The 20,994-nt window shown below is 69.9% G+C and carries 18 protein-coding genes and 1 tRNA gene; 9 read left to right on the plus strand and 10 right to left on the minus strand.

The genetic code is table 11. The features are described 5' to 3' along the window. The first annotated feature begins 126 nt into the window (after window positions 1–126). Window positions 127–1,113: an aldo/keto reductase gene (locus JK361_RS38230; protein ID WP_201827277.1), complete on the plus strand. Its 987-nt coding sequence runs from the start codon at window positions 127–129 to the stop codon at window positions 1,111–1,113. 87 nt (window positions 1,114–1,200) lie between these two features. After that, window positions 1,201–1,277, plus strand: a tRNA-Met gene (locus JK361_RS38235). A gap of 387 nt (window positions 1,278–1,664) precedes the next feature. On the opposite strand, the gene JK361_RS38240 is transcribed toward JK361_RS38235, so the two are convergent. Further along, window positions 1,665–3,878 (minus strand): ATP-binding SpoIIE family protein phosphatase, encoded by a 2,214-nt coding sequence (locus JK361_RS38240; RefSeq protein WP_201827279.1) that lies wholly within the window; start codon window positions 3,876–3,878, stop codon window positions 1,665–1,667. 256 nt (window positions 3,879–4,134) lie between these two features. On the opposite strand from JK361_RS38240, the gene JK361_RS38245 reads away from it, so the two are divergent. Beyond that, a complete protein-coding gene (locus tag JK361_RS38245) occupies window positions 4,135–4,731 on the plus strand; it encodes a hypothetical protein (protein ID WP_201827281.1) in 597 nt (198 codons plus the stop codon). A 106-nt stretch (window positions 4,732–4,837) separates the two neighbouring features. On the opposite strand, the gene JK361_RS38250 is transcribed toward JK361_RS38245, so the two are convergent. After that, window positions 4,838–5,269: a DUF5959 family protein gene (locus JK361_RS38250; RefSeq protein ID WP_201827283.1), complete on the minus strand. Its 432-nt coding sequence runs from the start codon at window positions 5,267–5,269 to the stop codon at window positions 4,838–4,840. 81 nt (window positions 5,270–5,350) lie between these two features. After that, window positions 5,351–5,836, minus strand: coding sequence for a universal stress protein (locus JK361_RS38255; RefSeq protein ID WP_201827285.1), 486 nt, complete (start codon window positions 5,834–5,836; stop codon window positions 5,351–5,353). A gap of 391 nt (window positions 5,837–6,227) precedes the next feature. On the opposite strand from JK361_RS38255, the gene JK361_RS38260 reads away from it, so the two are divergent. Next, window positions 6,228–6,935: a YoaK family protein gene (locus JK361_RS38260; protein WP_201827287.1), complete on the plus strand. Its 708-nt coding sequence runs from the start codon at window positions 6,228–6,230 to the stop codon at window positions 6,933–6,935. Window positions 6,936–7,234: 299 nt separating this feature from the next. Here JK361_RS38260 and JK361_RS38265 read toward each other — a convergent pair whose 3' ends face one another. Beyond that, on the minus strand, window positions 7,235–7,966 hold the full coding sequence (locus JK361_RS38265) for a YoaK family protein (RefSeq protein WP_201827289.1): 732 nt from the start codon (window positions 7,964–7,966) through the stop codon (window positions 7,235–7,237). Window positions 7,967–8,269: 303 nt separating this feature from the next. On the opposite strand from JK361_RS38265, the gene JK361_RS38270 reads away from it, so the two are divergent. Continuing rightward, entirely contained in the window at window positions 8,270–8,608 is a 339-nt protein-coding gene (locus JK361_RS38270; protein ID WP_236054544.1) for a hypothetical protein, read from the plus strand. 267 nt (window positions 8,609–8,875) lie between these two features. Here JK361_RS38270 and JK361_RS38275 read toward each other — a convergent pair whose 3' ends face one another. Continuing rightward, entirely contained in the window at window positions 8,876–10,975 is a 2,100-nt protein-coding gene (locus JK361_RS38275; protein ID WP_201827291.1) for a HelD family protein, read from the minus strand. Between the two features lie 371 nt (window positions 10,976–11,346). Between JK361_RS38275 and JK361_RS38280 the strand changes: the two genes are divergently transcribed. Both JK361_RS38280 and JK361_RS38285 read left to right on the plus strand, forming a co-directional pair. Next, window positions 11,347–11,631 carry a hypothetical protein gene (locus JK361_RS38280; RefSeq protein WP_201827293.1) on the plus strand — a complete coding sequence of 95 codons (285 nt, stop codon included), beginning with the start codon at window positions 11,347–11,349 and terminating at the stop codon, window positions 11,629–11,631. 256 nt (window positions 11,632–11,887) lie between these two features. Further along, the gene (locus JK361_RS38285) at window positions 11,888–12,412 is read left to right on the plus strand and encodes a CAP domain-containing protein (RefSeq protein WP_201827294.1); all 525 of its coding nucleotides are present in this window, start codon (window positions 11,888–11,890) and stop codon (window positions 12,410–12,412) included. 180 nt (window positions 12,413–12,592) lie between these two features. Here the strand turns inward: JK361_RS38285 and JK361_RS38290 are convergent, their stop codons facing one another. Then, the gene (locus JK361_RS38290; RefSeq protein ID WP_201827296.1) at window positions 12,593–13,192 is read right to left on the minus strand and encodes a hypothetical protein; all 600 of its coding nucleotides are present in this window, start codon (window positions 13,190–13,192) and stop codon (window positions 12,593–12,595) included. A gap of 368 nt (window positions 13,193–13,560) precedes the next feature. On the opposite strand from JK361_RS38290, the gene JK361_RS38295 reads away from it, so the two are divergent. Beyond that, the gene (locus JK361_RS38295) at window positions 13,561–14,142 is read left to right on the plus strand and encodes a DUF6434 domain-containing protein (protein ID WP_201827299.1); all 582 of its coding nucleotides are present in this window, start codon (window positions 13,561–13,563) and stop codon (window positions 14,140–14,142) included. 79 nt (window positions 14,143–14,221) lie between these two features. Here JK361_RS38295 and JK361_RS38300 read toward each other — a convergent pair whose 3' ends face one another. The 4 genes from JK361_RS38300 to JK361_RS38315 form a co-directional block, all read right to left on the minus strand. After that, on the minus strand, window positions 14,222–15,406 hold the full coding sequence (locus tag JK361_RS38300) for a cytochrome P450 (RefSeq protein WP_201827301.1): 1,185 nt from the start codon (window positions 15,404–15,406) through the stop codon (window positions 14,222–14,224). Window positions 15,407–15,437: 31 nt separating this feature from the next. After that, a complete protein-coding gene (locus JK361_RS38305; protein ID WP_201827303.1) occupies window positions 15,438–16,793 on the minus strand; it encodes an NAD(P)/FAD-dependent oxidoreductase in 1,356 nt (451 codons plus the stop codon). Further along, window positions 16,783–16,992 carry a ferredoxin gene (locus tag JK361_RS38310; protein ID WP_201827312.1) on the minus strand — a complete coding sequence of 70 codons (210 nt, stop codon included), beginning with the start codon at window positions 16,990–16,992 and terminating at the stop codon, window positions 16,783–16,785. Before JK361_RS38310 ends, JK361_RS38305 begins: the two co-directional genes overlap by 11 nt. 178 nt (window positions 16,993–17,170) lie before the next feature. Further along, window positions 17,171–20,029 (minus strand): hypothetical protein, encoded by a 2,859-nt coding sequence (locus tag JK361_RS38315; RefSeq protein WP_201827305.1) that lies wholly within the window; start codon window positions 20,027–20,029, stop codon window positions 17,171–17,173. Between the two features lie 659 nt (window positions 20,030–20,688). Here JK361_RS38315 and JK361_RS38320 point away from each other — a divergent pair. Further along, window positions 20,689–20,994: hypothetical protein (locus tag JK361_RS38320; RefSeq protein WP_201827306.1), on the plus strand; the 306-nt coding region annotated here is incomplete at its 3' end.

The following is a 20,994-nucleotide window of genomic DNA, read 5'->3' on the forward strand; positions in this document are numbered from 1 at the left end:
GTCTTCGCGGACAGTCGGGTACGGCGATACGTCACCGGAGAGTGGCACACGGCGCCCGGTTGACTTGGAGTGGGCTCCAACACCTAGCGTCGTGGGCGTTGATCGCGAGTCTCAGGAGGCAGCAGCATGACCGACGTCCCCACCCGGCACCTGGGCAACCTGGCGGTCTCCGCGCAGGGTCTGGGGTGCATGGGCATGAGCCACGGCTACGGCGCCACGGACGACGCGCAGTCCATCGCGACCCTGCACCGTGCCCTCGACCTCGGGGTGACCCTCCTGGACACCGCCGACTTCTACGGCGCCGGGCACAATGAGGAGTTGATCGGACGGGCCATCGCCGGGCGCCGCGATGAGGTGGTCCTGGCCACGAAGTTCGGCTTCGCCAACCGACTGGGCGAACCAACCCGGATCCGCGGCGACGCCGCGTACGTGCGGCAGGCATGTGAGGCGTCGCTGCGCCGGCTCGGGGTCGACCATATCGACCTCTACTACCAGCACCGGGTCGATCCACAGGTGCCGATCGAGGAGACCGTCGGCGCGATGGCCGAACTCGTGCAGGCCGGGAAGGTCCGCCACCTCGGGCTGTCCGAGGCCGGCACGCGCACCATCCGACGGGCGCACGCGGTGCACCCGATCGCCGCGCTGCAGAGCGAGTGGTCGCTGTGGACCCGCGACCTCGAGGCGGAAACAGCCCCGGTCTGCCGCGAACTCGGCATCGGCCTGGTCCCGTTCTCCCCGCTCGGGCGCGGCTTCCTGACCGGCCGGTACAACACGGTCGACGGGCTGGCCGAGACCGACGTGCGGCGCAGCCAGCCGCGTTTCGCCGACGGCAACCTCGAACGAAACCTGGCGATCGTCGCGAGACTGGACCAGCTCGCCGAGGCGAAGGGAGTCACCACCGGCCAGCTCGCCCTTGCCTGGGTGCAGCACCGGGGCGACGACGTGGTGCCGATCCCCGGCACCCGGCGGCAGCGCTACCTGGAGGAGAACGTCGCGGCCCTGGCCGTCGAGCTGTCCGCCGAGGACCTCGCCGCCATCGAGGCCGCCGCCCCGCCCGACCAGATCGCCGGCACCCGCTACGACGCGACCAGCCTCACCTTCGTCAACAGGTGAGCCGCCGCGACTCACCGTGTCAACATCGTCCGGCGGCTGAGGTCCGACCGGAGTCCCGCTGTCGACCATGTAGAGTGGCATCACCGACGCGGGGTGGAGCAGCTCGGTAGCTCGCTGGGCTCATAACCCAGAGGTCGCAGGTTCAAATCCTGTCCCCGCTACCAGAAGAAGGGGCCCGCAACAGCGGGCCCCTTCTGCGTTGGCCCAGCGAACGAGCAGCCGACACGTACGGGGCGGTGCCGTAGGCGACTCATCGCCCCCGTCACGGCAGCCGGGCCTGAGGCCCGGCAGCGACACCCGGGACGGCCCACCCTGCGCTGCCAGGTGGAGCAGTCATCCTCGCAGCAAGTCCGGCCGTGTTCGATCTCGGCGAACGGGCCGCAGCCCAGACCTCGGGAAGTCGTCCGGCTCCGCGGCCCCGCACTGGGCCCAACCTGCCGTCCAGCGCCGCCACCAACTGCGGCAGGGCGCCACTGGCGGCCCGGTAGCGGATCTTCGACGTGATCTTCGACGGGCTACGCCCGCCCCACCAGTGAGCCGTGTGACGGCTCCTAGGTGGTGTTGTAGATGTCGACCCAGATGGTCTTGCCGCGGCCGGTGGGGGCGTTGCCCCACTCGGTGGAGAGGGCGTCGACGATGTGGAGCCCTCGTCCGTGCTCCGTGTGCTGGCTGGTTTCGGCGGTCAGGGTGATGGCGGTGGGGATGGGCGGGGTGGGATCCGTGTCGCGTACCTCCAGGCGGAGGTGGTCGGGGTACTCGCGGAGGCGGAGGTCGACGTCGCTGTCGGCGTGGATGAGGGCGTTGGTGACGATCTCGGAGGTGACGAGTTGGGTGCTGTCGATGAGGTCGTCCAGTCCCCAGGTGTGAAGGCTGTCGGTGATGAACTGGCGGGCGGTCTTGACGGCTCGGAGGTCGTGGCGATGGAAGGTCATGCGTGTGATGCGGCGGTTGGGGCCGGGGACCGGGCCTTCGTAGTGGGCGATGAGAAGGGCTACGTCGTCGTGGTGGGCCGTGGTGTGGACCGAGGCTCGTTGGATCAAGAGGTCCGCGAGCTTTTCGATGCTGGGGGGCGGGGGCGCGAGGAGGGTCTGCGCCCAGAGATCGGTGTCGGTGTCGCTGTCGGTGCCGGTCTGCGGGGTGGGGGTGAGGCCGTTGGTGTAGAGGAAGAGGGTGGTGTCGGGGGCGAGCGGGATGTCCGTGGTGGCGTAGCGGGTGTCGGGGTTGACGCCGAGGGGGATGTCGGCGGGAAGACGGGGGCTGGTGAGGGCGCCCTCGTGTGTGCGGATGAGCGGCGCGGGGTGACCGGCGATGGCGGTTTCGGCGGTGCCCGTGGTGGTGTCGAAGTTGATGAGACAGCAGGTGACCATGAGGTCCGTGTCGAGTTCGTTCAGCAGGCGGTTGGCGCGGGTGAGGACGATGCCGGGTGAGTGGCCTTCCGTGGCGTAGGCGCGGACGGCGCTCCTGAGCTGGCCCATGACGACGCTGCTCTCGATGCTGTGCCCTTCGACGTCGCCGACGACGAGGGCGATGCGGCCACCCGGCAGCGGGATCATGTCGTACCAGTCGCCGCCGAGTCCCGCGGTGGAGGAAGCGGGGACGTAACGGGCGGTTGTGATCATGCCGGGGACTTCGACCAGGTCCCGGGGCAGGAGCTTGTTCTGTAGGTTCTCGGCGAGCCGCCGGGCGTTCTCCGTGAGGGTGGCGCGTTCGAGGGCGGGGCCGAGCAGGTCCATCATCAGCATCGCGACGGCTTGTTCCTCGGAGCTGAAGGTGCGCGGGTGGGGGAAACCGAGGGTGCACACGCCCAGGCGCTGCCGATGAGGGGTGATGGGCAGATAGGCGGTGGCCTCGAGGTCGTCGTCGACGGCGTGGGGATAGGCGTTGAGAAGGGTGGAGCGGTCCACGAAATACAGAGGGGTACGGGTGAGCAGGGCGTCGGCGTCGGGGCGGTGAGGGGTGGCCGCGGCGCCGTGGAGGAGGCGGAGAGCCACGCTGGGATAGTCGCTGTGTCCCGCCACCCACAGCCGGCCGTCCTTGAGGATGTGGACGAGGAACGCGGTGGCCCCGAAAGGCGTCATGATGCGTTGCCGGGTGACGGCCATGACGTCGCTGACGCTGGTCGCCTCGTTCAGCTCGGCGGCCAGCTGGTGAATCTGGTACATGAAGCTGACCTCGGTGGAGCCGGGACAGTCCGGCAGTCCCCATCCGATGTTGACACTCCCCGCAGGGTCCGGCCGGCGACCGTACACCGGCACCAGGGCGGGTTTGGTACCGGGGCGCATGTCGACGCCCCGGTCGGCCATGGCCTGCAAGGTACGGCCGAGGGCTTCGGTCTTCTCCTTCAGCCAGGCCACGTCGTCAGCGCGGAGGAAGTGGGTGCGCGGTGGGACCCAGACGAAGGCGATGGTGCCGAGGCGGCCATGGTCGGTGTCGATGGGCAGGGCGACCACGGAATAGGGGAAGGGAATGCGGCTGGCGAATTTCAGCCCCGGAGGGTGGGGCGTGGGGAAGCCCGCCGTGGTCATCTGCCCGCTGCGGAACGCGGCGGCCGTGGCATAGGGGGCGTCGGTGGCGACGCGTTCGGGCATGGTGTAGATCGCCGGCTGGGCTCCGCCGATGATCACGCTGCGCAGGGTGTGGTCGTCGTCGGCGAGCAGGTATGCCAGGCCCGTGTTCGCTCCGAGCTGTTCGATCACGTCCCGCAAGGTTTCGGCGAGTGCGGAGTCGCGGTGCAGGGTTGTGCATGTGTCCGTCTGGTCTGTCATGGCCGTGTCCCGTGTCGAGGAGCCGTCTGAGACAGGGGTGAGGCTGGTGGTCAGGCACTTTTCCCATGCTCTCTCCGGCCGGAGGCGACCGCATCCGCCCGGGTTCCGGCCCGGTCGCTGCGGCTCGGCCGCCCACCTCGGTCTGCGCCCGGATCCGGCGCCGTCCCGGCCTGAACCCCTGGCGCCGACGCTCCGCCGGGGGGGATGTCAGTGGTGACCCGTATGGTGCGCATGTCGTCTCTGAGGAGGAGATCTCGTGGGATTCTCGGGTCACCTGGTGTTCGCCCGCAGCCGGCGTCCGTTGCTGGAAGCACCCGTGTTCGGCGGTATCGGTCAGGAACTGAAGGACACCGTGGACGCGTGGTTGCCGCGGCCGGGCGGTTGGCAGACCCTTCGATTCGATCACGGGATCTGGGCGGACGGCTATCTGTCCGCCCTGGTCGTATGGACAGGCGCGCCGGCTTGCGTCGCCGAAGTCTCCGACGGTGACATCGCCTTCGTGACCGGCCTGGGAACCGACGGTCAACGCTGGCAGGCGTGGCTCAACCTGGACAAGGCCGCGGCACTTTTCGCCGAGGAACCCGAGGACCTGGACGACGTCTCTCTGTGGGTGGGCACGCCCGAGTTCGACGAGGCGGTGAGGCGCAAGCGCGCCGAACTCGAAGCGCACGTGCCGGCCGGCGCCGAAGGCGCCCTCGCCTGGGCCGCATCGGCCGGGATCACGGGCACGGGCGAGCAGCCCCGGATCGAGACGCTGTTGCGCTCGCGGGAGACCTTTGCGGAGGACCTCTTCAGTGCGCTGCTGGACGAGTTGGGCTTTCCCCGGGCCACCCGAGTCTCATCAGGGACGTAGGAAGCAGCCTTCACCAGGGCGAAACGGTGTCCTGGCACCTATGACGTCATGCGGCGTACCGCGGCCGAGTCTTCCTCTACTCCCACAGCAGCGCGAACCCAGTGGTTCAGGACTCCGACAGCATCGGAATCCAATGCCTCATCACCTGGCGCAGACGCTGACGGTGGGCGGCGATCCAGTCATCGGGAGGGACGAGCGGGACCCGCACGGTGACCATGGACCCCGACTCGTCCTCGACGACGACCTCCGGGCAGCCACGCTCGCCGTCGAGCTGGATGAACAGGGACGGCCCCCTGCTCATCTCCATCCAGGCGATGTCTTCGCCGGCATCGAGTCGGTCCAGCGCCGTGCCCCAGCTTTCCAGCCTCGAAACGGACAGCGCCAGGTCGATACGGCCGGACACGAAGGGTGTCCTGACGACGATCTCCGCTTCGAGTCCGGCGGTCCACCTGGGATTGCGCCCCAGAACGCCGACCGTGACGCTGTTGCCTTCGTCGTCGGCGAGGACGATGAGTTCTCCGGGGGGAGGGTCGCCCATGGCTGTCCTTTCTTCGGTGGCCGAGGGCAGATCCTCTCCTGGTCACGCGTGCGTCTTCCACCCCGTTTCGCGAGTGGCCTCTCAGGCGGCCGCTGCCGGCCCGGGGGCACCCGGTGCCCAGTCGGGAGGGACGATGAGGAGGGGGGCCGCGGCGTTGCGCAGGCAGTACCGGTCGGGTGAGGGGCGCAGCGAGGCGAATGCCCGCAGGTGACGCAGGCCGATCACCAGCAGGTCCTGCGGGCCGTGCGCCAGGCGGGCCAGAACCGGACCCAGAAGGCCCCTTTCCACCCGGCGCCGCACGGGCAGGAGGTCGGTGAGGCCGGCGCCTTCGCAGGCGGCATCGAGCATGGCCTGGGCGGACGCCTTCTGGGCCGCGTCCAGTTCGGGGCACGGCAGGGCGCGCTCCGCGGCCTCGCCGCCGTAGGGGCTCCACACCGTGACGGCCACGAGTACGGCATGGCGCCGCCGGGCTTCCTCGGCCGCGCACCGCAGTGTCACGACGCCGCCCTTGTGGTCGTCGACGCCGACGATGACGCGTCCCTCGTGGTCGCTTCGTTCGTTGTGCATGACACCTTCGCCTTCCCGCGGCCCCTTCGGGCCGTTGCCGTGATGACGGTAGGGCGGGCGTGTGCCGCGGGGGGTCCCCCATCCGGGGGAGCGGACGGATGAGTGTTGTGCCGTCCGCACCGGGTGGGGCCTCTACGCCTCCGTCGCGCACGACCGTGCACCGGCCTCGAAGGTGGGAGATGATCTGAAGCGTCCAGAGGGACCGGCGGCGGGCCTGGTCGGGGCCGTCCGGCGGCACAGGTCGCGAGGGTGGGCAGTCGGGAAAGGTGTGAAGGGCATGTCGGGTGCCACGCCACCGTCCGGGGACGTTCCAGAGCGTGGGCCCGGGCCCACGGGCGGCTCCGCGACGGAGGCGGGTCTACCGGCGACGGACCGGTCGGTGCGGTTGGGGGTGCTGCTGGCGATGGTCGGTGGCGGCCTGGACGCGTACACGTTCATCAGCCGTGGTGGCGTGTTCGCCAGCGCGCAGACCGGCAACGTGGTGCTGCTGGCGGTCGCGGCCGCTCAGCGGCACTGGTGGCAGGCGGTGGGACACCTGCCCGCGATTCTCGCCTTCCTCGCCGGGGTGCTCGTCGCCGAGACGCTCAGGCGGCCCAGGGTGGCGGCGGTACTGCGTTGGCCGGCGTGTGTGGCCATGTGCCTGGAGATCGTCGTGCTGGCGGTGGTCGGCCTGATTCCCGCCGGTGCACCCGATGCGCTGGTCACCGTGCTGGTCGCGTTCATGGCAGCCGTGCAGATGTCGATGTTCCGCATGCTTGTCGATGCCGTCTACAACAGCACGATGACCACCGGGAACCTCCGCTCGGCCATGCAGAACGCCCATCAGGCGATGGTCGAGAAGGACCGGGAGGCCAGGCGCCGGTCGTGGCAGTTCGCCTGTGTGGTCCTCGCGTTCCTCGCGGGAGCGTTCGGCAGCGGCTGGCTGACGCTTGTCTGGGGGGTGCACGCGGTGTGGGCCGCGTGCGTGGTGCTGGCGGCGGGCTTGGGCCTGTTCGTGCACGACGAGCGCATCGCACGGAGTACGGGCGGCAGCCCCGGTGGCCCCGGTGGCCCCGGCGTGTCCGGCAGGCCCGGCGGTTCCGGCAAGGCGGGGAGTTGAGCGTGCCGGCAGCGTACAGGCGGTGAGAGTCGGCCCGTGATCGATCACGACCGGCCCTTGCGACCTGGTGCCGCCGGTCGGTGTGTTCGGCCCGGAACGCGGTCTCGGAACGTGATGGCCGCTTGGGCTGAGGCATTGCCGCAGGTGCAGGCGTTGCTACCGGGGTTCGCTCAGTGCGCTGCTACCGGGGTTCGCTCAGTGCGCTGCGCCGATTCCCGATGTGCGGCCGCGTTCTGTCGGTCCCGCACCACGGGCGCCGCCCGCTGCCCCGCCCGGGGCGTGGCGCGGTGGGTGGGCGGTCAGCGTTCAGGGGGTGGTGGGGACGAGGACGGCGCCGGTCCCGCCCCGGAGTCCGGCGCCTGGCGTTCGAGCCGGCGGGTCTGGTGGATCTGGAGGGCGAGGACGGCGGCGAGCAGGGCGGCGGCTGTGCCGACGGCGGGAGGGCCGGCCAGGCGGGTCAGGATCGCGCCACCGGCCGCGCCGGCCACGAACGCCGTGACGATGAGCCCGTACCGTCCCGCGCGCCGTGCGGCCGCCGGGTCTTTCCCCGCCATCCACTGATGTGCGGCGACGAGGGCTTTCTGCATATTGCCGCTTTCGGCGAGCGTCGTGTAGGGGGCGTCACGCAGTGTGGTGAAGGTGGAGAACTGAAGCGCGGCCACGAAGGACACCGTGACGGTGGTGACGTGTTCGGGCGCGTCGGCGGGCAGTGCGGCGACGACGGTCAGCGCCGCGATCTGCAGTGTGAGGACGAGCCGCAGGGGCCGGCGCACGAGGCGTTCCACGCCGGGCAGGCCGAGTACTTCCACGAGCAGGACGCCGACGCCGAAGGCGGCGACCGGGACCAGCAGGGAGATCGCTCGGTGCCAGTGCCGGGCTGTGGCCTCCAGGCACAGCAGCAGGACGTTGCCCGATTGGAGGTTGGCGAAGACGTTGTACCGGATGAACGTGTAGGCGTCCAGGAATCCGCCGACTGCCGCCAGCAGCGCCCCGACGGGAACGGTGTCGGGGCGGCGGTGGATCGTGGCCATGCTTCACAGCATGCACGACCAGGACTCGAGAGGCCGCTGGGCAACCGGCGACATGCCGGGGGACAGCGGCGATGGGCTGCACGCGGTGACGGGATGACGGGGGAGAGGAGCGTGATCCTTGATCAGGGCGCACGGTGGGTCGTCGGCGCACTGTTCCTGTCCGATCATGCGACGGCCGGGGCGGGCCGGGACTCGGGGTTGACCTCAAGTCCGGTTGAGCTTCTAGGTTCGAATGCACCGATGTCGACGTACCGGAGAGGAACGGCCATGAGGACGCTGGTGCTGGGAAGGACGCCTGCCAGGTTGACGGAGGTACTGGCGACGCTGCGTGCGGACGGCTTCGACGCGGAGGGGGTGAGCACCGACGAGGAGGCCGGGAAACTGTTGGAGACGGAGGAGTTCGGGGTGCTGATCGTCGGTGGGGGTGTGGAGCCGGACTCCCGCGCAGCGATCAAGGAACTCGCGGTGAAGCGTGGGGTGCGGCGGGTCATCGACGGCGCGCTGACGGCGCCGTTCGACGCCTACGTGCGGCGGGAGTTCGAGCCGCTGATCCGGGAAACCGCCGAGCTGGTCCACGCGCAGCCCGAGCGGCACCCCACCGCCGTGCCGGACACGGACAAGAACGGACCCGGCCCCTCGTGAGTTCACGGCCCGCCCCCCGTCACCCGTGATCCGTGATCCGTGACCTGTCACCCGACCCGTGACCCGTGACCCGTCCACCCGTCACCCGACCCGGACGTGACCCGTCACCCGACCCGGACGTGACCCGTCACCCGACCCGGACGTGACCGTCATCCGCGGGCGGCGCGTGAGAAGCCGGTCCGCGCCATTCACCGGAATGGGTCGTGGCCCGACTCCTCGGTCCGTACACGCTGAGCGACTGCTGCCGAAGCCCTCCCCGCCCGGCCCTCATCTCGTGATCTCCGTGGTGGGCGAGACGGTGATCGTGCACAGTCGCTTGGTGGCCCGGGTCAGGGCGACATACAGATCGCGCTCGCCACCAGGGCGGGCGGTGGTGATTCCGTCCGGGTCGACCACGACGGCGGCGTCGAACTCCAAGCCGCGCGCCTGTGAGGCCGGCACCAGCCGGGCATGCCGTTCGATCCCCGCGGCGGCGAGCTGCTCCGTCCGGCCGTCGGCGCAGATCACTCCGATCAACTCGCCCGGGTATGCGGTGCCCTGCTCTTGCAGCTCCCGCACGAGGGTGGCGACGAGCGATTCAGGGGCCGCGGCGAGGGTTCGGGGCACCTCGCCGCGCCGGATCGACCGGATCGCCGGCCGGTTCGGGGCGATCCGGGCGAGCAAGTCCTCCGTGGTGGCGAGGATCTCCTGCGTGGTCCGGTAGCCGACGGTCAGGGTGCGCAGATCGAAGCGGCCTCCGAGGTGCGGGCCGAGGGCCTCCTTCCAGTCACGGGCCACCGTCGCCGGGCCCGCCTGGGCGAAATCCCCGACCAGTGTCATCGACCTTCCCGGGCATCGGCGCACGATCATCCGCCACTGCATCAGGGTGAGTTCTTGTGCCTCGTCGACGACGATGTGCCCGAAGACGTGCTCGGGCGGGCCGTCGACCAGGCTCGCCGCCTCGTCGAGAAGCGGTACATCGGCATCCGTCCAAGGCGCACCGGGAGTTCGCCACAGCAGGGCTCGCTGGTCGTCGGTGAACTGTCCCAGGTACGCGTCCAGCGCGTCGGCGTCCGTCAGCAGTTCCTGGACCACGTCACCGGGCGTGAGCCGCGGCCACAGATCGTCGACGGTCTTGTCGATCAGGGCATCTTCCAGCAGGTCGGCCCGCACGGCGTCGGCGTCGAACTCGTCGGCACCCGTGGCGGGCGCGTCGTCGACACCGAGGCGGCGCAGGTCCGCTGCCGCCACCCGGTCGAGATCGAGGCCGGTCAGTTGCGCGACCTGCGCATCGATTCGTTCGAGCGCCTCGATGCTGCTGCGGGCGAGTTCACGGGTGAGGGTGTCGACCAGCAGCTCCTTGAACATCCGACGCGCCCGGTTGTGTGCGAGACCACTGGTCCGTGCCGCCTCCCGCGCTTGTGCGACATCCCTGTCGTGCAGACGGATCCACTCCTGACCGACCCGGACCTCGACGTCGCCGCCCGGGGCCTGCCGTGAGCGGACCACATCGGCCAGCGCGTCGGCCAGCGCGGCACTGCCCTTCAGGCGCGCCACCTCGATGGATTCCACGGCGCCCGGTACGACGCCGGCCAGTTCCCCGCACGTCGCCAGGACGACGTCGTTCTCCCCGAGCGAGGGCAGGACCTGGCAGATGTAGTCGAGGAACCGTGCGTTCGGCCCCAGTACGAGGACGCCCCGCTCCGCTGCCTTCGGAAACGCGTACAGCACGTACGCGGCGCGGTGCAGCGCCACGACCGTCTTCCCGGTGCCCGGTCCGCCCTGCACCACCGTCACCCCGCGGTGCGGCGACCGGACGATCGCGTCCTGCTCGGCCTGGAGCGTGGCAACGGCCGCGCCCATCCGTCCTGTTCGCCTCTCCTGGAGCGCCGCCGTCAACGGACCGTCGCCGACCACGTCCTGCGCGGTGGGTGCTGAGCCGTCGAGCAGCTCATCACTCACCCCCGTCACCGTGCGGCCCGACAGGCGCAGATGGCGCCGCCGCCGCAGCTTCATGGGATGAACCGGCGTCGCCTCGTAGAAGGGCCGCGCGGCCTCGGCCCGCCAGTCCACCAGCACGGGCAGCTCGTCCGAGTCCCGGTGGAGCCCCAGCCGCCCGATCCGCAGGACGGTCCCGTCCACCAGGTCGATCCGGCCGAAGACCAACCCGTCCTCGGCACCCTCCAGTCGGCGCACCTCCCGCGCCAGCCGCCCGGCCGCCACCTCCCTCTCGTACACCTCGCCCGCGCCGTCGGACTGTGACGCGAGTACGCGCGCCAGCTGCTCCCGCGCCTCGTCCAGCCGCTCGTCGAACAGCTCGCCTATGACGGAAACCTGAACTCGCTCACGTTCCACCTCGCGCGCGGCAACATCGTTGATCTGAGACAAGAAAAGGCCCTCTCGGCGCGACCCACCAATATTTCGAGGCGCCACTATGCAGTTGGAATCCGGGAAAGTAAATATTGACCGAACCGGGTGGGATGTGGCCTCCGATGCACCATCACGGCCGTGCGGGCGGTGCGGGCCAGGCTCTCTCGCGGCGCTGGACAGGAGCGGCAGGCGGCGAGCTTGGGTCTTTCCCGTCGCCAGGCGGCGGGGCGGCGCGAGGAAGCGGGAACCGGTTCCGGGACGGCGGAAGTGGTTCGGACTGCCCATGCGCCTGTCCGTGTGCCTTTCGAACGTCCCGTGCGCAGGAGACACGGCGTGAGGGGTATGTCGTTTCGGGCGAGGTGACCTCGGGACGCGTGAGGAGATCAGTCATGTACGCAGTGGTCCGGCGGTACGAAGGAGTGACGGATCCGGTCGAGGCCGGCCGCCGAGTGGACGAGGGATTCGTGCCTCTCCTGCGCCGGATTCCCGGCTTCGTGGCGTACTACTGGGTCGACGGCGGTGATGGAGTAATGGTTTCCACCAGCGTGTTCGAAGACCCGGGCGGGGCCGAGGAGTCGGTCGAGAGGGCGGCGGACTTCGTACGGGACCACCTCACGTCACTGCTCCCCACCCCCCCGCAGGTGACAGCCGGCCAGGTTGTGGCTGCCGGGTGACGACCACCGGGGTGCGGTGACGACCCTCGGCGTGGCGCCGCGTCCGAGGTACCCCCGTCCCTTGCCGCACCCCCGTCCCCTCGCCGGACCTTGGGCTGGGCCGCCCCCGTACTGGATAGCGATCAGGGAAACCGGGTGGCAGTCTGAGAGGTGGATCCAAGTACCCGGGGAGCTCCTCACACCGACCGACACCACTGTTCGTGATCGCGGAGGTGGAACTTCCATGAGAAACCGGGTCTCCCTTACCGGAACAGCAGTGGGCCTCGTAGTGGCCGGAGCCCTGTCGACGACACTCGTGCCGTTCACCGCGTCGCCGGCCTGGGCCAAGGCGTGCGCGAGTTCCGACGTCGTGTGCCTCGTCAATGCCCAGCGCACACAACGCGGTCTTCCAGCCCTGACCGCCAACCAGAGCCTGACGACAGCGGCTCAGCAGCACGCCTTCGCGGCCGTGCAGCAGAAGTGGTGGGGGCCGGGCAGGAACCCGCACGTCAACCCGCAGACCGGCTCGACGCCGCAGAGCCGTATCCTGGGGGCCGGTTACTGCCCCAACCCCGTGTCGTGGCGGGTAGCCGAGATCGCCTACACCGGCTGGGGCGGTTCGGGTACGCCGGACGCCGCCATCAACTGGTGGATGAACTCCCCGCCCCACCGGGCGAACATCCTCGATCCCGGACTGCGTGAGATCGGGCGCGGGGCACAGGCCGGTACGGCCGACCCGGCCGGAGCAGGCGCGAGCGGGGGCGGAACCTACGTCGTCACCTTCGGAAGCTGTCAGCATTGACGCACCGGCAGTGCCACGCACCGGCAGTGCCACGCACCCAGCAGCCACGCACCCAGCAGTGACGCACCCAGCAGTGACGCGCTCACCGGCGGCGCAAGGGCGTCCACGGCATGCAAACCGGCCGGCGTCCCGACCATTCGGCCCGTCTGACCTCCCCTGCCCCGCGGCGGCTCGTGGGAATCAGTAGCCGCTGACGCAGATGGGTCGGAATCCTCTTCCGAAGAGGTCGTTGACGGTTTGCTGGTGTTGGTCTGAGGTGAGGTTGTGTCGTGCTTCGACCGCTGGGCCGTCTTGCTGTACCCAGATGGAGGCGAAGCGGGGTTCGTTGCCGTAGCCGCTGACGCAGATGGGTCGGAATCCTCTTCCGAAGAGGTCGTTGACGGTTTGCTGGTGTTGGTCTGAGGTGAGGTTGTGTCGTGCTTCGACCGCTGGGCCGTCTTGCTGTACCCAGATGGAGGCGAAGCGGGGTTCGTTGCCGTAGCCGCTGACGCAGATGGGTCGGAATCCTCTTCCGAAGAGGTCGTTGACGGTTTGCTGGTGTTGGTCTGAGGTGAGGTTGTGTCGTGCTTCGACCGCTGGGCCGTCTTGCTGTACCCAGATGGAGGCGAAGCGGGGCTCGCTGCCGTAGCCGCTGACCCAGACCGGCCGGAATCCTCTTCCGAACAGATCGTTGACCGTCTGCTGATGCTGATCAGAGGTCAGGTTGTGCCGTGCCTCCACGGCCGGCCCGCCTTGTTGCAGCCAAACCGAGGCGAACTTCGCAGCACCTGCCTGCGTCATCTTGGAAACTCCTCCTGTAGCCAGTCTTTTCGGATACTTCCTGGACTTTGAATGAGCAACGATCGGCGATCGCTCGCTCGGTCCTGACTGGGCGTTTACGGCGAAGTGAGGCGAAGTAATTCGCAGCACGCCTGTCCGCCCAGGACCCCGTGAATACGATGCTAGTTACAGAAGCTCTCGAACTCTTGCACCCCGTCGTTGAAGACCTAGGTGTCGTCGTCGATGGCCATATCTCCGAACCCCGGGAATCCCGCGGCGTCGATGCGGTGCAAGCGCTCGGCCGCCCGCTCGCCTTCACCCTCGCGGGCGGGAACGCCAACGGCAGAGGCGGACGGAGTCACAAGACGCGGCACGGCACAATGGCGGCCATGAACGAGAACCAGAACACCAGTACGACAGCTGCCGGGTCCAGGCCACCGCTGACGGCCGCCCTCACCGGTGCCGAGCTGCTGCGCTGGTACTGGACGCTGGACGAGCTGACCGGTCTCGCCCGCACGATGGGCGTCGCGCGGCACGGCGGCAAGGCAGCGCTCACCGCCCGGCTCGCCGCCGCGCTGGACGGCCTGCCGCTGCCACCCGCCCCCGCCCGCCGCCGGGCGACCGCCCAGCTGGCGGAGCCCGTCGACCACGACACCGTGATCCCGCCCGGCCAGCGGTGCAGTCAGGTCCTGCGGAGGTACTTCGTCGAGGCGATCGGCCCCGGCTTCCACTTCGACTCCTTCATGCGCGCTTTCATCGCCGGCCATCCCGGCCGGACCCTGGCGGATGCGGTGGCCCACTGGCACGCCACCCGCCCGGACGCGGCCCGGCCCCGCGAGATCGCGGAACAGTTCGAGTTCAACCGCTTCACCAGCGCCTGGCACCGCCAGAACCCGGGCGGCACCCGCGCCGGGGCCCGCGAAGCCTGGTACGCCCACCGCGCACTCCCCAAACCCACCGGCGAAGCCTGACGGCACACGTTCGAGACCAGCGGTGGCGTACTGGTCCGCGCTGGACGACGTCCTTGGACAGAGCCGTGTGGCCGGCCTCTCACAGCTGGACGAGAAGGTGACGCGGTCCGCGCAGCATGGCGCTCTGCCGGTAGGGTGGCGGGTCCTCGACCAGGCGTGCCGTGGCAAGGAGGGGGAGCAGCGCACCCAGCGCGTCCTGCGCCTCGATACGGGCCAGGGGTCCGCCGTAGCACAGATGGATGCCGCTGCCGAAGCCGAAGTGCTGGACGTCAGGGCGAGTGGGGTCGAACCGGTCGGGTTCGTGGAACCGCCGGGGGTCGCGGTTGCCGGAGGCCAGTACCAGGAAGACGGACGCGGTCGCGGGGACCGGGGTGCCGGCGATGTCCATGTCGGTGTGCGGAATCCGCTCGCGGATGTGGACCGGGGGTTCGAAACGCAGCAGCTCCTCCACCGCCCTGGGCAGCAGCTCGGGTTCGCGCTGGAGGAGTTCCAGCTGCTCGGGCCGGCGCAGCAGGGTCAGCACCCCGTTGGTGATCAGGTTGACCGTGGTCTCGTGTCCCGCGATGAGGAGCAGCACCGCGGTCACCGCGAGTTCCTCCTGGGTGAGCCGCAGCGCCGGGTCCGGTTCGTTGACGAAGGCGGAGAGCAGGTCGTCGGCCGGCGCGCCCCGTCGCCGCTCGGCGAGATTCACCAGGTACCCGCCCATCTCGAGCTGGGCCTGTTCACCGGCCTTGCGCGTCTCGGTGGACTCGTCCCCGGCTCTGACGTCGGCGGCTGTGACCAAAGCGTCGGACCAGGCGCGGAACAACGGCTCGTCCTCGCGTGGCACACCGAGCAGACGGCATATCACGCTGACGGGCAGCGGGTAGGCGAAGTCGTCGACGATGTCGACCTGCCGTCCCGCCTCCAAGGGCTCCAGCAGCTCCTTGGTGATCCGGGCGATCTCGTCCCGCATTCCGTCGACCCGGCCGGGGCTGTGCGGCGGGCCGAAGGGGCGCATGGCCAGGTTGCGCAACCTGTGATGCTCGGGGTCGTCGAGCCGCAGGAAGGGCAGCGCGTGGGTCGTCTCACCACGCGTGCGGGGGTCCACGCTCATCCGGGGGTCGTGGAGCAGCGCGGCGATGTCGTGGTAGCCGCCGACGAGGTAGCTGCCGTCCGCCTGCTGCACCACGCGACCGGCGTCGCGCAGCTCCGCGTACAGCGGGTAGGGGTTCGGACGGCTGGCGTAGTCGGTGATCCGTGCCAGCAGGGTCATGGTGTCCATGACGGCTCCTCGTGGTCGGACGGGACTAGTGCTACACCACCGTCAGCCGGCGGTCGGGGAGGTATCCGGTGAGTGCGACGGTCGGGCCGTGGGACAGCACCGAGGGATCCGGTACGGCGGACGGGATCGGGATGTCGGCCGCGAGCGGGCGGTCCGGAGCGCCGGGCGGCGGCGGGAAGGGGGCGGCCGTCTCGATCAGGTGCCGGTAGTAGTCGATGGACTTCGCCATGTCGACGGTGACAGCGGCGGTGATCCGGCCCTGGTAGCCGTAGACCATCGCCAGCCGGCGCGCTTCCAGGGAGCCCTGGGCGATCACCACGTGGTCGGAGAAGGTGGGGACCCCCACGGACTTGATGTTCAGCCCGAACTGGGTCGACCAGAAGGTCGGAATGGCCAGGTGCGGGCGTTGCAGCGGCCCGGGACTCACCATGTTGTGGGCTGCGACCTCGGCCTGCTCGACCGCGTTTCCCCAGTGCTCCAGCGAGAGCATCTGGTATCCGAACAGCGGATGCGGGAAGCGGGAGACGTCGCCGGCCACGAAGATGTCGTCGGTGACGATGCCGTACATGTTGAAAGCCCGGCACCCGGCGTCGCAGGCGATCCCGCGCGGGCCCGATGCCAGCCCGGAGTCGGCCAGCCACTCGACGTTGCGGATCGCGCCCAGCGCCACGACGCACACGTCGGCGTGGACGTGGCTGCCGTCCGACAACTGCGCGCCGGTGAAGCTCCCGTTGCCGTTGAGGGCGGTGACCGTCACGCCGGTGCGCAGATCGACGCCGTGGTTGCGCTGCATGACCGCCGCGAGCTTCGACAGGGTGCCACCCAGTGCGCCCACCAAGGGCGCGGGTCCGCGTTCGGCCACCGTCACCTGGAGCCCCATCTCCCGGCAGGCGGACGCGATCTCCGAGCCCGTGAAACCGGCGCCGATCACCAGCACCCGCTCCGGTCCGGCCGCCAGCTGCTCGGCCAGCTCCTTCCCGTCCTCACGCGTGCGCAGGGTGAGCACCCCTTTCAGGGCGGCCTCCTCGGCGTTCGGCCAGGGCCGCGCACGCGTCCCGGTGGCGATCAGGAGCCGGTCGTACGGCAGCGACTCCCCGTCCTCCAGCAGCACCTGTTTCGCGAGCAGGTCCACGCCGGTGGCGCGTACGCCCAGCCGCCACTCGGCGTCCGGGTCCCGGCGCATCGGCAACTCGGTCGTGTCCGCCGTCGCCCGGCCGAGCAGCACCTGCTTGGACAGCGGCGGCCGGTCGTAGGGCGCATGGGGTTCGTCCCCGACCACGGTCAGGGAGCCGGTGAAGCCCTCCTCGCGCAGGGCCTCCGCGGCCCGCAGTCCGGCCAACGACGCGCCGACGACGACGATACGGCCGTCCTTGAGGTCAGCGGGCACCGTGGCTCACCTCCTGGCCGAGGAGGATCGCCTGCACCGGGCACGCGGCTGCGGCCTGGCGGACGCGCTCGACCTGGTCGTCGGGGACGGCCGTGACGTACAGCAACCCCTCCTCACCGTGCAGCTCGAACATCTCCGGTGCGAGGAAGACGCACTGGGCGTAGCCCTGGCAGCGGGTCAGGTCGACAACGGTCCGCATCTCCATCACTTCCTCCGCTGTCACACCCCCCTCTCCCTTCCAGCATGGGTGCAGCGTTGAGTGCTCGCGCGGTGAGCGCTCGGGCGTTGCCGCGTCCCCGGAAGCCGGCCCGGAGGGGCCTGGAGACCCGAGGGCCGGTCCGGGGACGGGGCTGGGAGACCCGCGGGCCGGAGGCCGCCTAGAGGCCCGGACCGGGCGACACGCGCAGGCCCGTCGTGCCGTCGTACCTCCCCAGGCGCTGGGTGACCGTCAGCCCGTCCGGATCCGTCGCGGTCACCTCCAGGTCGTGGGTGCCCGGACCGAGGGAGCGCACCTCGAGGGATCCGCCCGTGACGGGTGCCGGTTGGCCGTCGACCTTCCAGGTCAGGGCGGGGCCGGTGAGCGGGCCGTGCTGTGGGGAGTGGCCTTGGACGTGCAACAAGGGACCTTCGCAGGCCGCCAGCAGGAACTTCGGAGGCCGCGGGGGCAGCGCAAACGACGGGGTCTGAACGTACGAGGTGTGGTAGCCGTTGGTGGCGATGACCTGTACGAGGCACCGGCGGTGGCCGGGCAGGTCCCGCAGGTCCAGGTCGTAGGAATCGCCGGTGAGGCTGACGCCCGGCCGCAGGACAGTGCCGCCGTCCGCATGGGAGAACCGCACGAAGAACGTGGCAGGCGGGTCGGCCTCGGTGTCACCTCCCACCTGCCGCCAGCGCAGGTGGAGGATTCCCTCGGTGTCGATCTGCGGATGAGCGGCCGGGGCGAGCAGGGCGAAGTGCGGCGGCGCGGGTGGCACCCGCAGAGCGCCGAGTTCGGTGCCGTCCAGAGTCAGGACGATGCGGCAGGTGCCCTCGTGGTAGGGGAGTCGGGCGGTGAAGGTGGCCTCGGTCTGGGCGGCGGAGTGGAAGCGCGGCTCGGTCGCGGTGCGGGCCAGGATCTCGCCGGTGGCTGATTCGAAGGACACCTCGTAGCCCTGTCCGGGCGCGGCACGCGTGGCCGCGGGCTCGGCGGCGGTGCGCAGCGCCGGACTCCAGCTCACGGTCCCGGAGACCGACAGGCTCCCGCGGACGCGGACGAAGGGGCCCGGGAACGGCATGCTCGCGGCGACGAGTCCGGCGGGCAGTTCCAGCGGTGGACGCGCAGCCCGCGCGGCGCGCTCCGCGGCGTGCTCGGCGAGGAAGAGGCGCAGCCGGCTCCAGTGGTGCACGCCGATCCACTGGTCGTAGGGGGTGGTCGCGCCGGAGGCCTTGCAGTAGCCCATCAGGTCGGGCACGGTGGCCGGGTAGACGTCGAGCCGGACCGGGTCCACGCCGACGTCGCCGATGGAGCCGTCCGGCGGCCGGTAGTTGGCGTCCGTGTTCTTGGGCTTGTCGTCCGGCGGACCGCACGGCGCGTGTTCCAGGCCGTAGACGTGGCCCAGTTCGTGCGCCACGGATGCGGTCAGATCGGCGTAGCCGAAAGCAACGTTGTCCTCCCTCCTGGAATCGCCGACCCGCTCCATGTGGACACGCCTGTCCACGAGGGCGTAGAGCTTCTTGTAATCGGCCGCCTCCTCCTGCACGTCCTCCAGGTCGTTCAGGAAGTGCTTCATCCCCGCCAACGTGCCCAAGTCGCGGGAGGTGTGGACGACTTCGTTGCCCGGCAGGAGCCAGTACCGGATGCTTTTCGCGGGATCCTCGGCGATGGGATACACCTCCGTCAGACGGTTCACGGCCGTGATGTATTCCGCGTCGCCTGGCGCCGGGACGGTGTCGGTCTCGACCCGGACCATCAGGATGTCCAGAGGGTGTGCGGCGAAGACGTCCAGGAGGAGTTCCACGGGGTTGCTGACGGAACCGGCCACCGAGGCCTGCACGAGGATGCGCGCCTTTCCCGGGACGAGCCGGTCGGCGGGAATCCGGAAGTTGAGCGTGTGACCCAGATCGGTGCGCTGAACGGCGTCCGCCGGCCGGGCCGTGATCGGGGCGAGAGGAGTCGCGGCGTAGGCGCCGTTGTTCAGGTCGAGGGTGCCGGTGACACCGGTGACCAGGCCCCCGCCCTCCTCCGGACTGACGCCGGAGTCCAGGTAGACCCTGACCAGGGTGGTCCGGCCCGCGACGAGAGGGACGGCGTTGTCCGGGGCGACGGGCGAGTGGAACGCCTGGACGGCCTGGGTGGCCTCGACGCCGGTGATCTGGAGGTCCGGGGTGGTGTCGGGAGGGAGCACCTCGGCGCTGAGGGTGACGAGGTAGCCGGGATGGGTCTGGTCGGTCTGCGTGGGGCCGAGACGGAGGCTGCCCAGGGTCGCCTGTTCGGCCGGGTCGATGACGAACATGGCCCGGCCGAGGAAGTTCTCGTACCTCTCGGCGCTGGGCCAGAGGTCGTCGTCGTGGCTGTAGGCCTCCATGAAGAAGCGCGTGGGTCCGTCCATCACCAGGTCGAAGACGGTCGTGGGGGTGCCGTACGAGAGCGGGAAGAGCGCTTCGTCGTAGACCCGGTCCCCGTTGTTGTTCCAGCGGAGCAGTTCCCGGTCGGTCGGATCGGCATGGCCCTGGGCACGGACGTAGAGGGCCATGTGCGTGAAGTCGCTGTTCTCGTCGTTGATCAGCACCAAGTCCTTCCAGACCAGCCGGACGTGGGAGCGCTGGGCCGGCGGGACGGCCTGCACGTTCGCCGTGACGACGATGCCCGGATGGCCGTTGTCGGTGGTGGTCGGCCCGATCAGCAGCCGCCCCAGGGTGGCGGGGTCGCGGTTGTCGATGAGGACCTCGGCCTCACCCAGGAAATTCTCGTGGTGCCCCTCGTCCGGCCACTGCACGTCGTTGTCGGTGTAGGCCTTGACGGAGACGCGTGCGGCGCCGTTCAGCTCGAATTGCAGCACGCTCGGCAGTGCGGGATCCCCGTCCAACGGATAGTCGAAATTGTCTTCGACCGGGCCGTTGCGGTGGTTCCAGCGGAAGGTGCCCAGTACGGCGCCGTCGGTGCCGGTGACGGTGCCGTACAGGCCGATACGCGTGTCTCCGGCCTCCTCGTCCTCGAAGACATAAAGGTTTTCGAACGACACACGCAGCTGGGTCATGAGCCACCTCCGGAGTTCGTCGACCCGTCCAAGTTCTCCGTGCGCCGGACCCATTGTCAACGGTGGGAAAAAGCACGGGAATTCACGCCATCGAAGTGCGCTGGAACACGCCCCGGCCTGCCGAACTCCGGTTCGACGGAGCTGAGAAAACAGGGGGCTGAAATAAATCGGTCATGCCTCGAACGGTCCCGCGGAGCCGAATCCTGCGCCGCGGTCCGCGGCTTTACGCGTCCGGCCGGGAGTGCACGCGCGGGTGCGGAGCCGACAGCACTGACAGCGGCCCATGAGCAGCGGAACATCGTTCCGCGCGGTAGCTCCTCCGCAAGGCATTGCTCACGAACCGCGAGTGAGCGTCACACAGTGTGTCGACCTCTATGGACAGCGCCGGAAGCTCCGCCCACGACCAGCGCGGAAAGCTCCGTTCACGACCAGCGCCGGAAGCTCCGCCCGCGACCGCGGCCGGCACGGACGCCGGCCGTCGGGGGCCCGCGCCGGGCTCCCCGGTGCCTCCATCGGCCGACGAGGTGATGTACGGGTCAGCCGCCCGGTCCACCGACCGGGGGACACACGGCAGGGGCGGTGAGCGGTGAACTGGAAGTACGCAAGGTCCTCCCGAAGGAACCGCGATCCACTCCGAACTTCGCACCACGAGGATTCTCATGTTCAACGCTCGACGTCACGCCGCCCGCATCGCCGGTATCTCCTGCATCGCCGCACTGGCCGCCGGGGGGCTCGGTGTGGCCAGTGCCGAGGCGGCGCCGATGGTGCAGCACCACGTGGCTGCGCATTCCACCAGCCACCAGCACCACTACGACAGCTCGTACCGCGACGGCTCTCGGTACAACAGCTCCCGCGAGCACAACGGCTCGGAGCACGGCAACTCCCGGCACGACAGTTCCAGCCACGACAGCTCGCGGCACGACAGCTACCGGAACAGCGGTTCGTCGAAGAGCACCGCGAGGAGC

The organism is Streptomyces musisoli (assembly GCF_016741855.1).
Classification (GTDB): Bacteria; Actinomycetota; Actinomycetes; order Streptomycetales; family Streptomycetaceae; genus Streptomyces; species Streptomyces musisoli.

Excerpts from the sequence above, each read along its gene's own strand:
- JK361_RS38230 (WP_201827277.1), top strand. The coding sequence starts at position 127 with ATGACCGACGTCCCCACCCGGCACCTGGGCAACCTGGCGGTCTCCGCG.
- JK361_RS38240 (WP_201827279.1), bottom strand. The coding sequence starts at position 3,878 with ATGACAGACCAGACGGACACATGCACAACCCTGCACCGCGACTCCGCA.
- JK361_RS38250 (WP_201827283.1), bottom strand. The coding sequence starts at position 5,269 with ATGGGCGACCCTCCCCCCGGAGAACTCATCGTCCTCGCCGACGACGAA.
- JK361_RS38255 (WP_201827285.1), bottom strand. The coding sequence starts at position 5,836 with ATGCACAACGAACGAAGCGACCACGAGGGACGCGTCATCGTCGGCGTC.
- JK361_RS38265 (WP_201827289.1), bottom strand. The coding sequence starts at position 7,966 with ATGGCCACGATCCACCGCCGCCCCGACACCGTTCCCGTCGGGGCGCTG.
- JK361_RS38280 (WP_201827293.1), top strand. The coding sequence starts at position 11,347 with ATGTACGCAGTGGTCCGGCGGTACGAAGGAGTGACGGATCCGGTCGAG.
- JK361_RS38290 (WP_201827296.1), bottom strand. The coding sequence starts at position 13,192 with ATGACGCAGGCAGGTGCTGCGAAGTTCGCCTCGGTTTGGCTGCAACAA.
- JK361_RS38295 (WP_201827299.1), top strand. The coding sequence starts at position 13,561 with ATGAACGAGAACCAGAACACCAGTACGACAGCTGCCGGGTCCAGGCCA.
- JK361_RS38300 (WP_201827301.1), bottom strand. The coding sequence starts at position 15,406 with ATGGACACCATGACCCTGCTGGCACGGATCACCGACTACGCCAGCCGT.
- JK361_RS38310 (WP_201827312.1), bottom strand. The coding sequence starts at position 16,992 with ATGCGGACCGTTGTCGACCTGACCCGCTGCCAGGGCTACGCCCAGTGC.
- JK361_RS38315 (WP_201827305.1), bottom strand. The coding sequence starts at position 20,029 with ATGACCCAGCTGCGTGTGTCGTTCGAAAACCTTTATGTCTTCGAGGAC.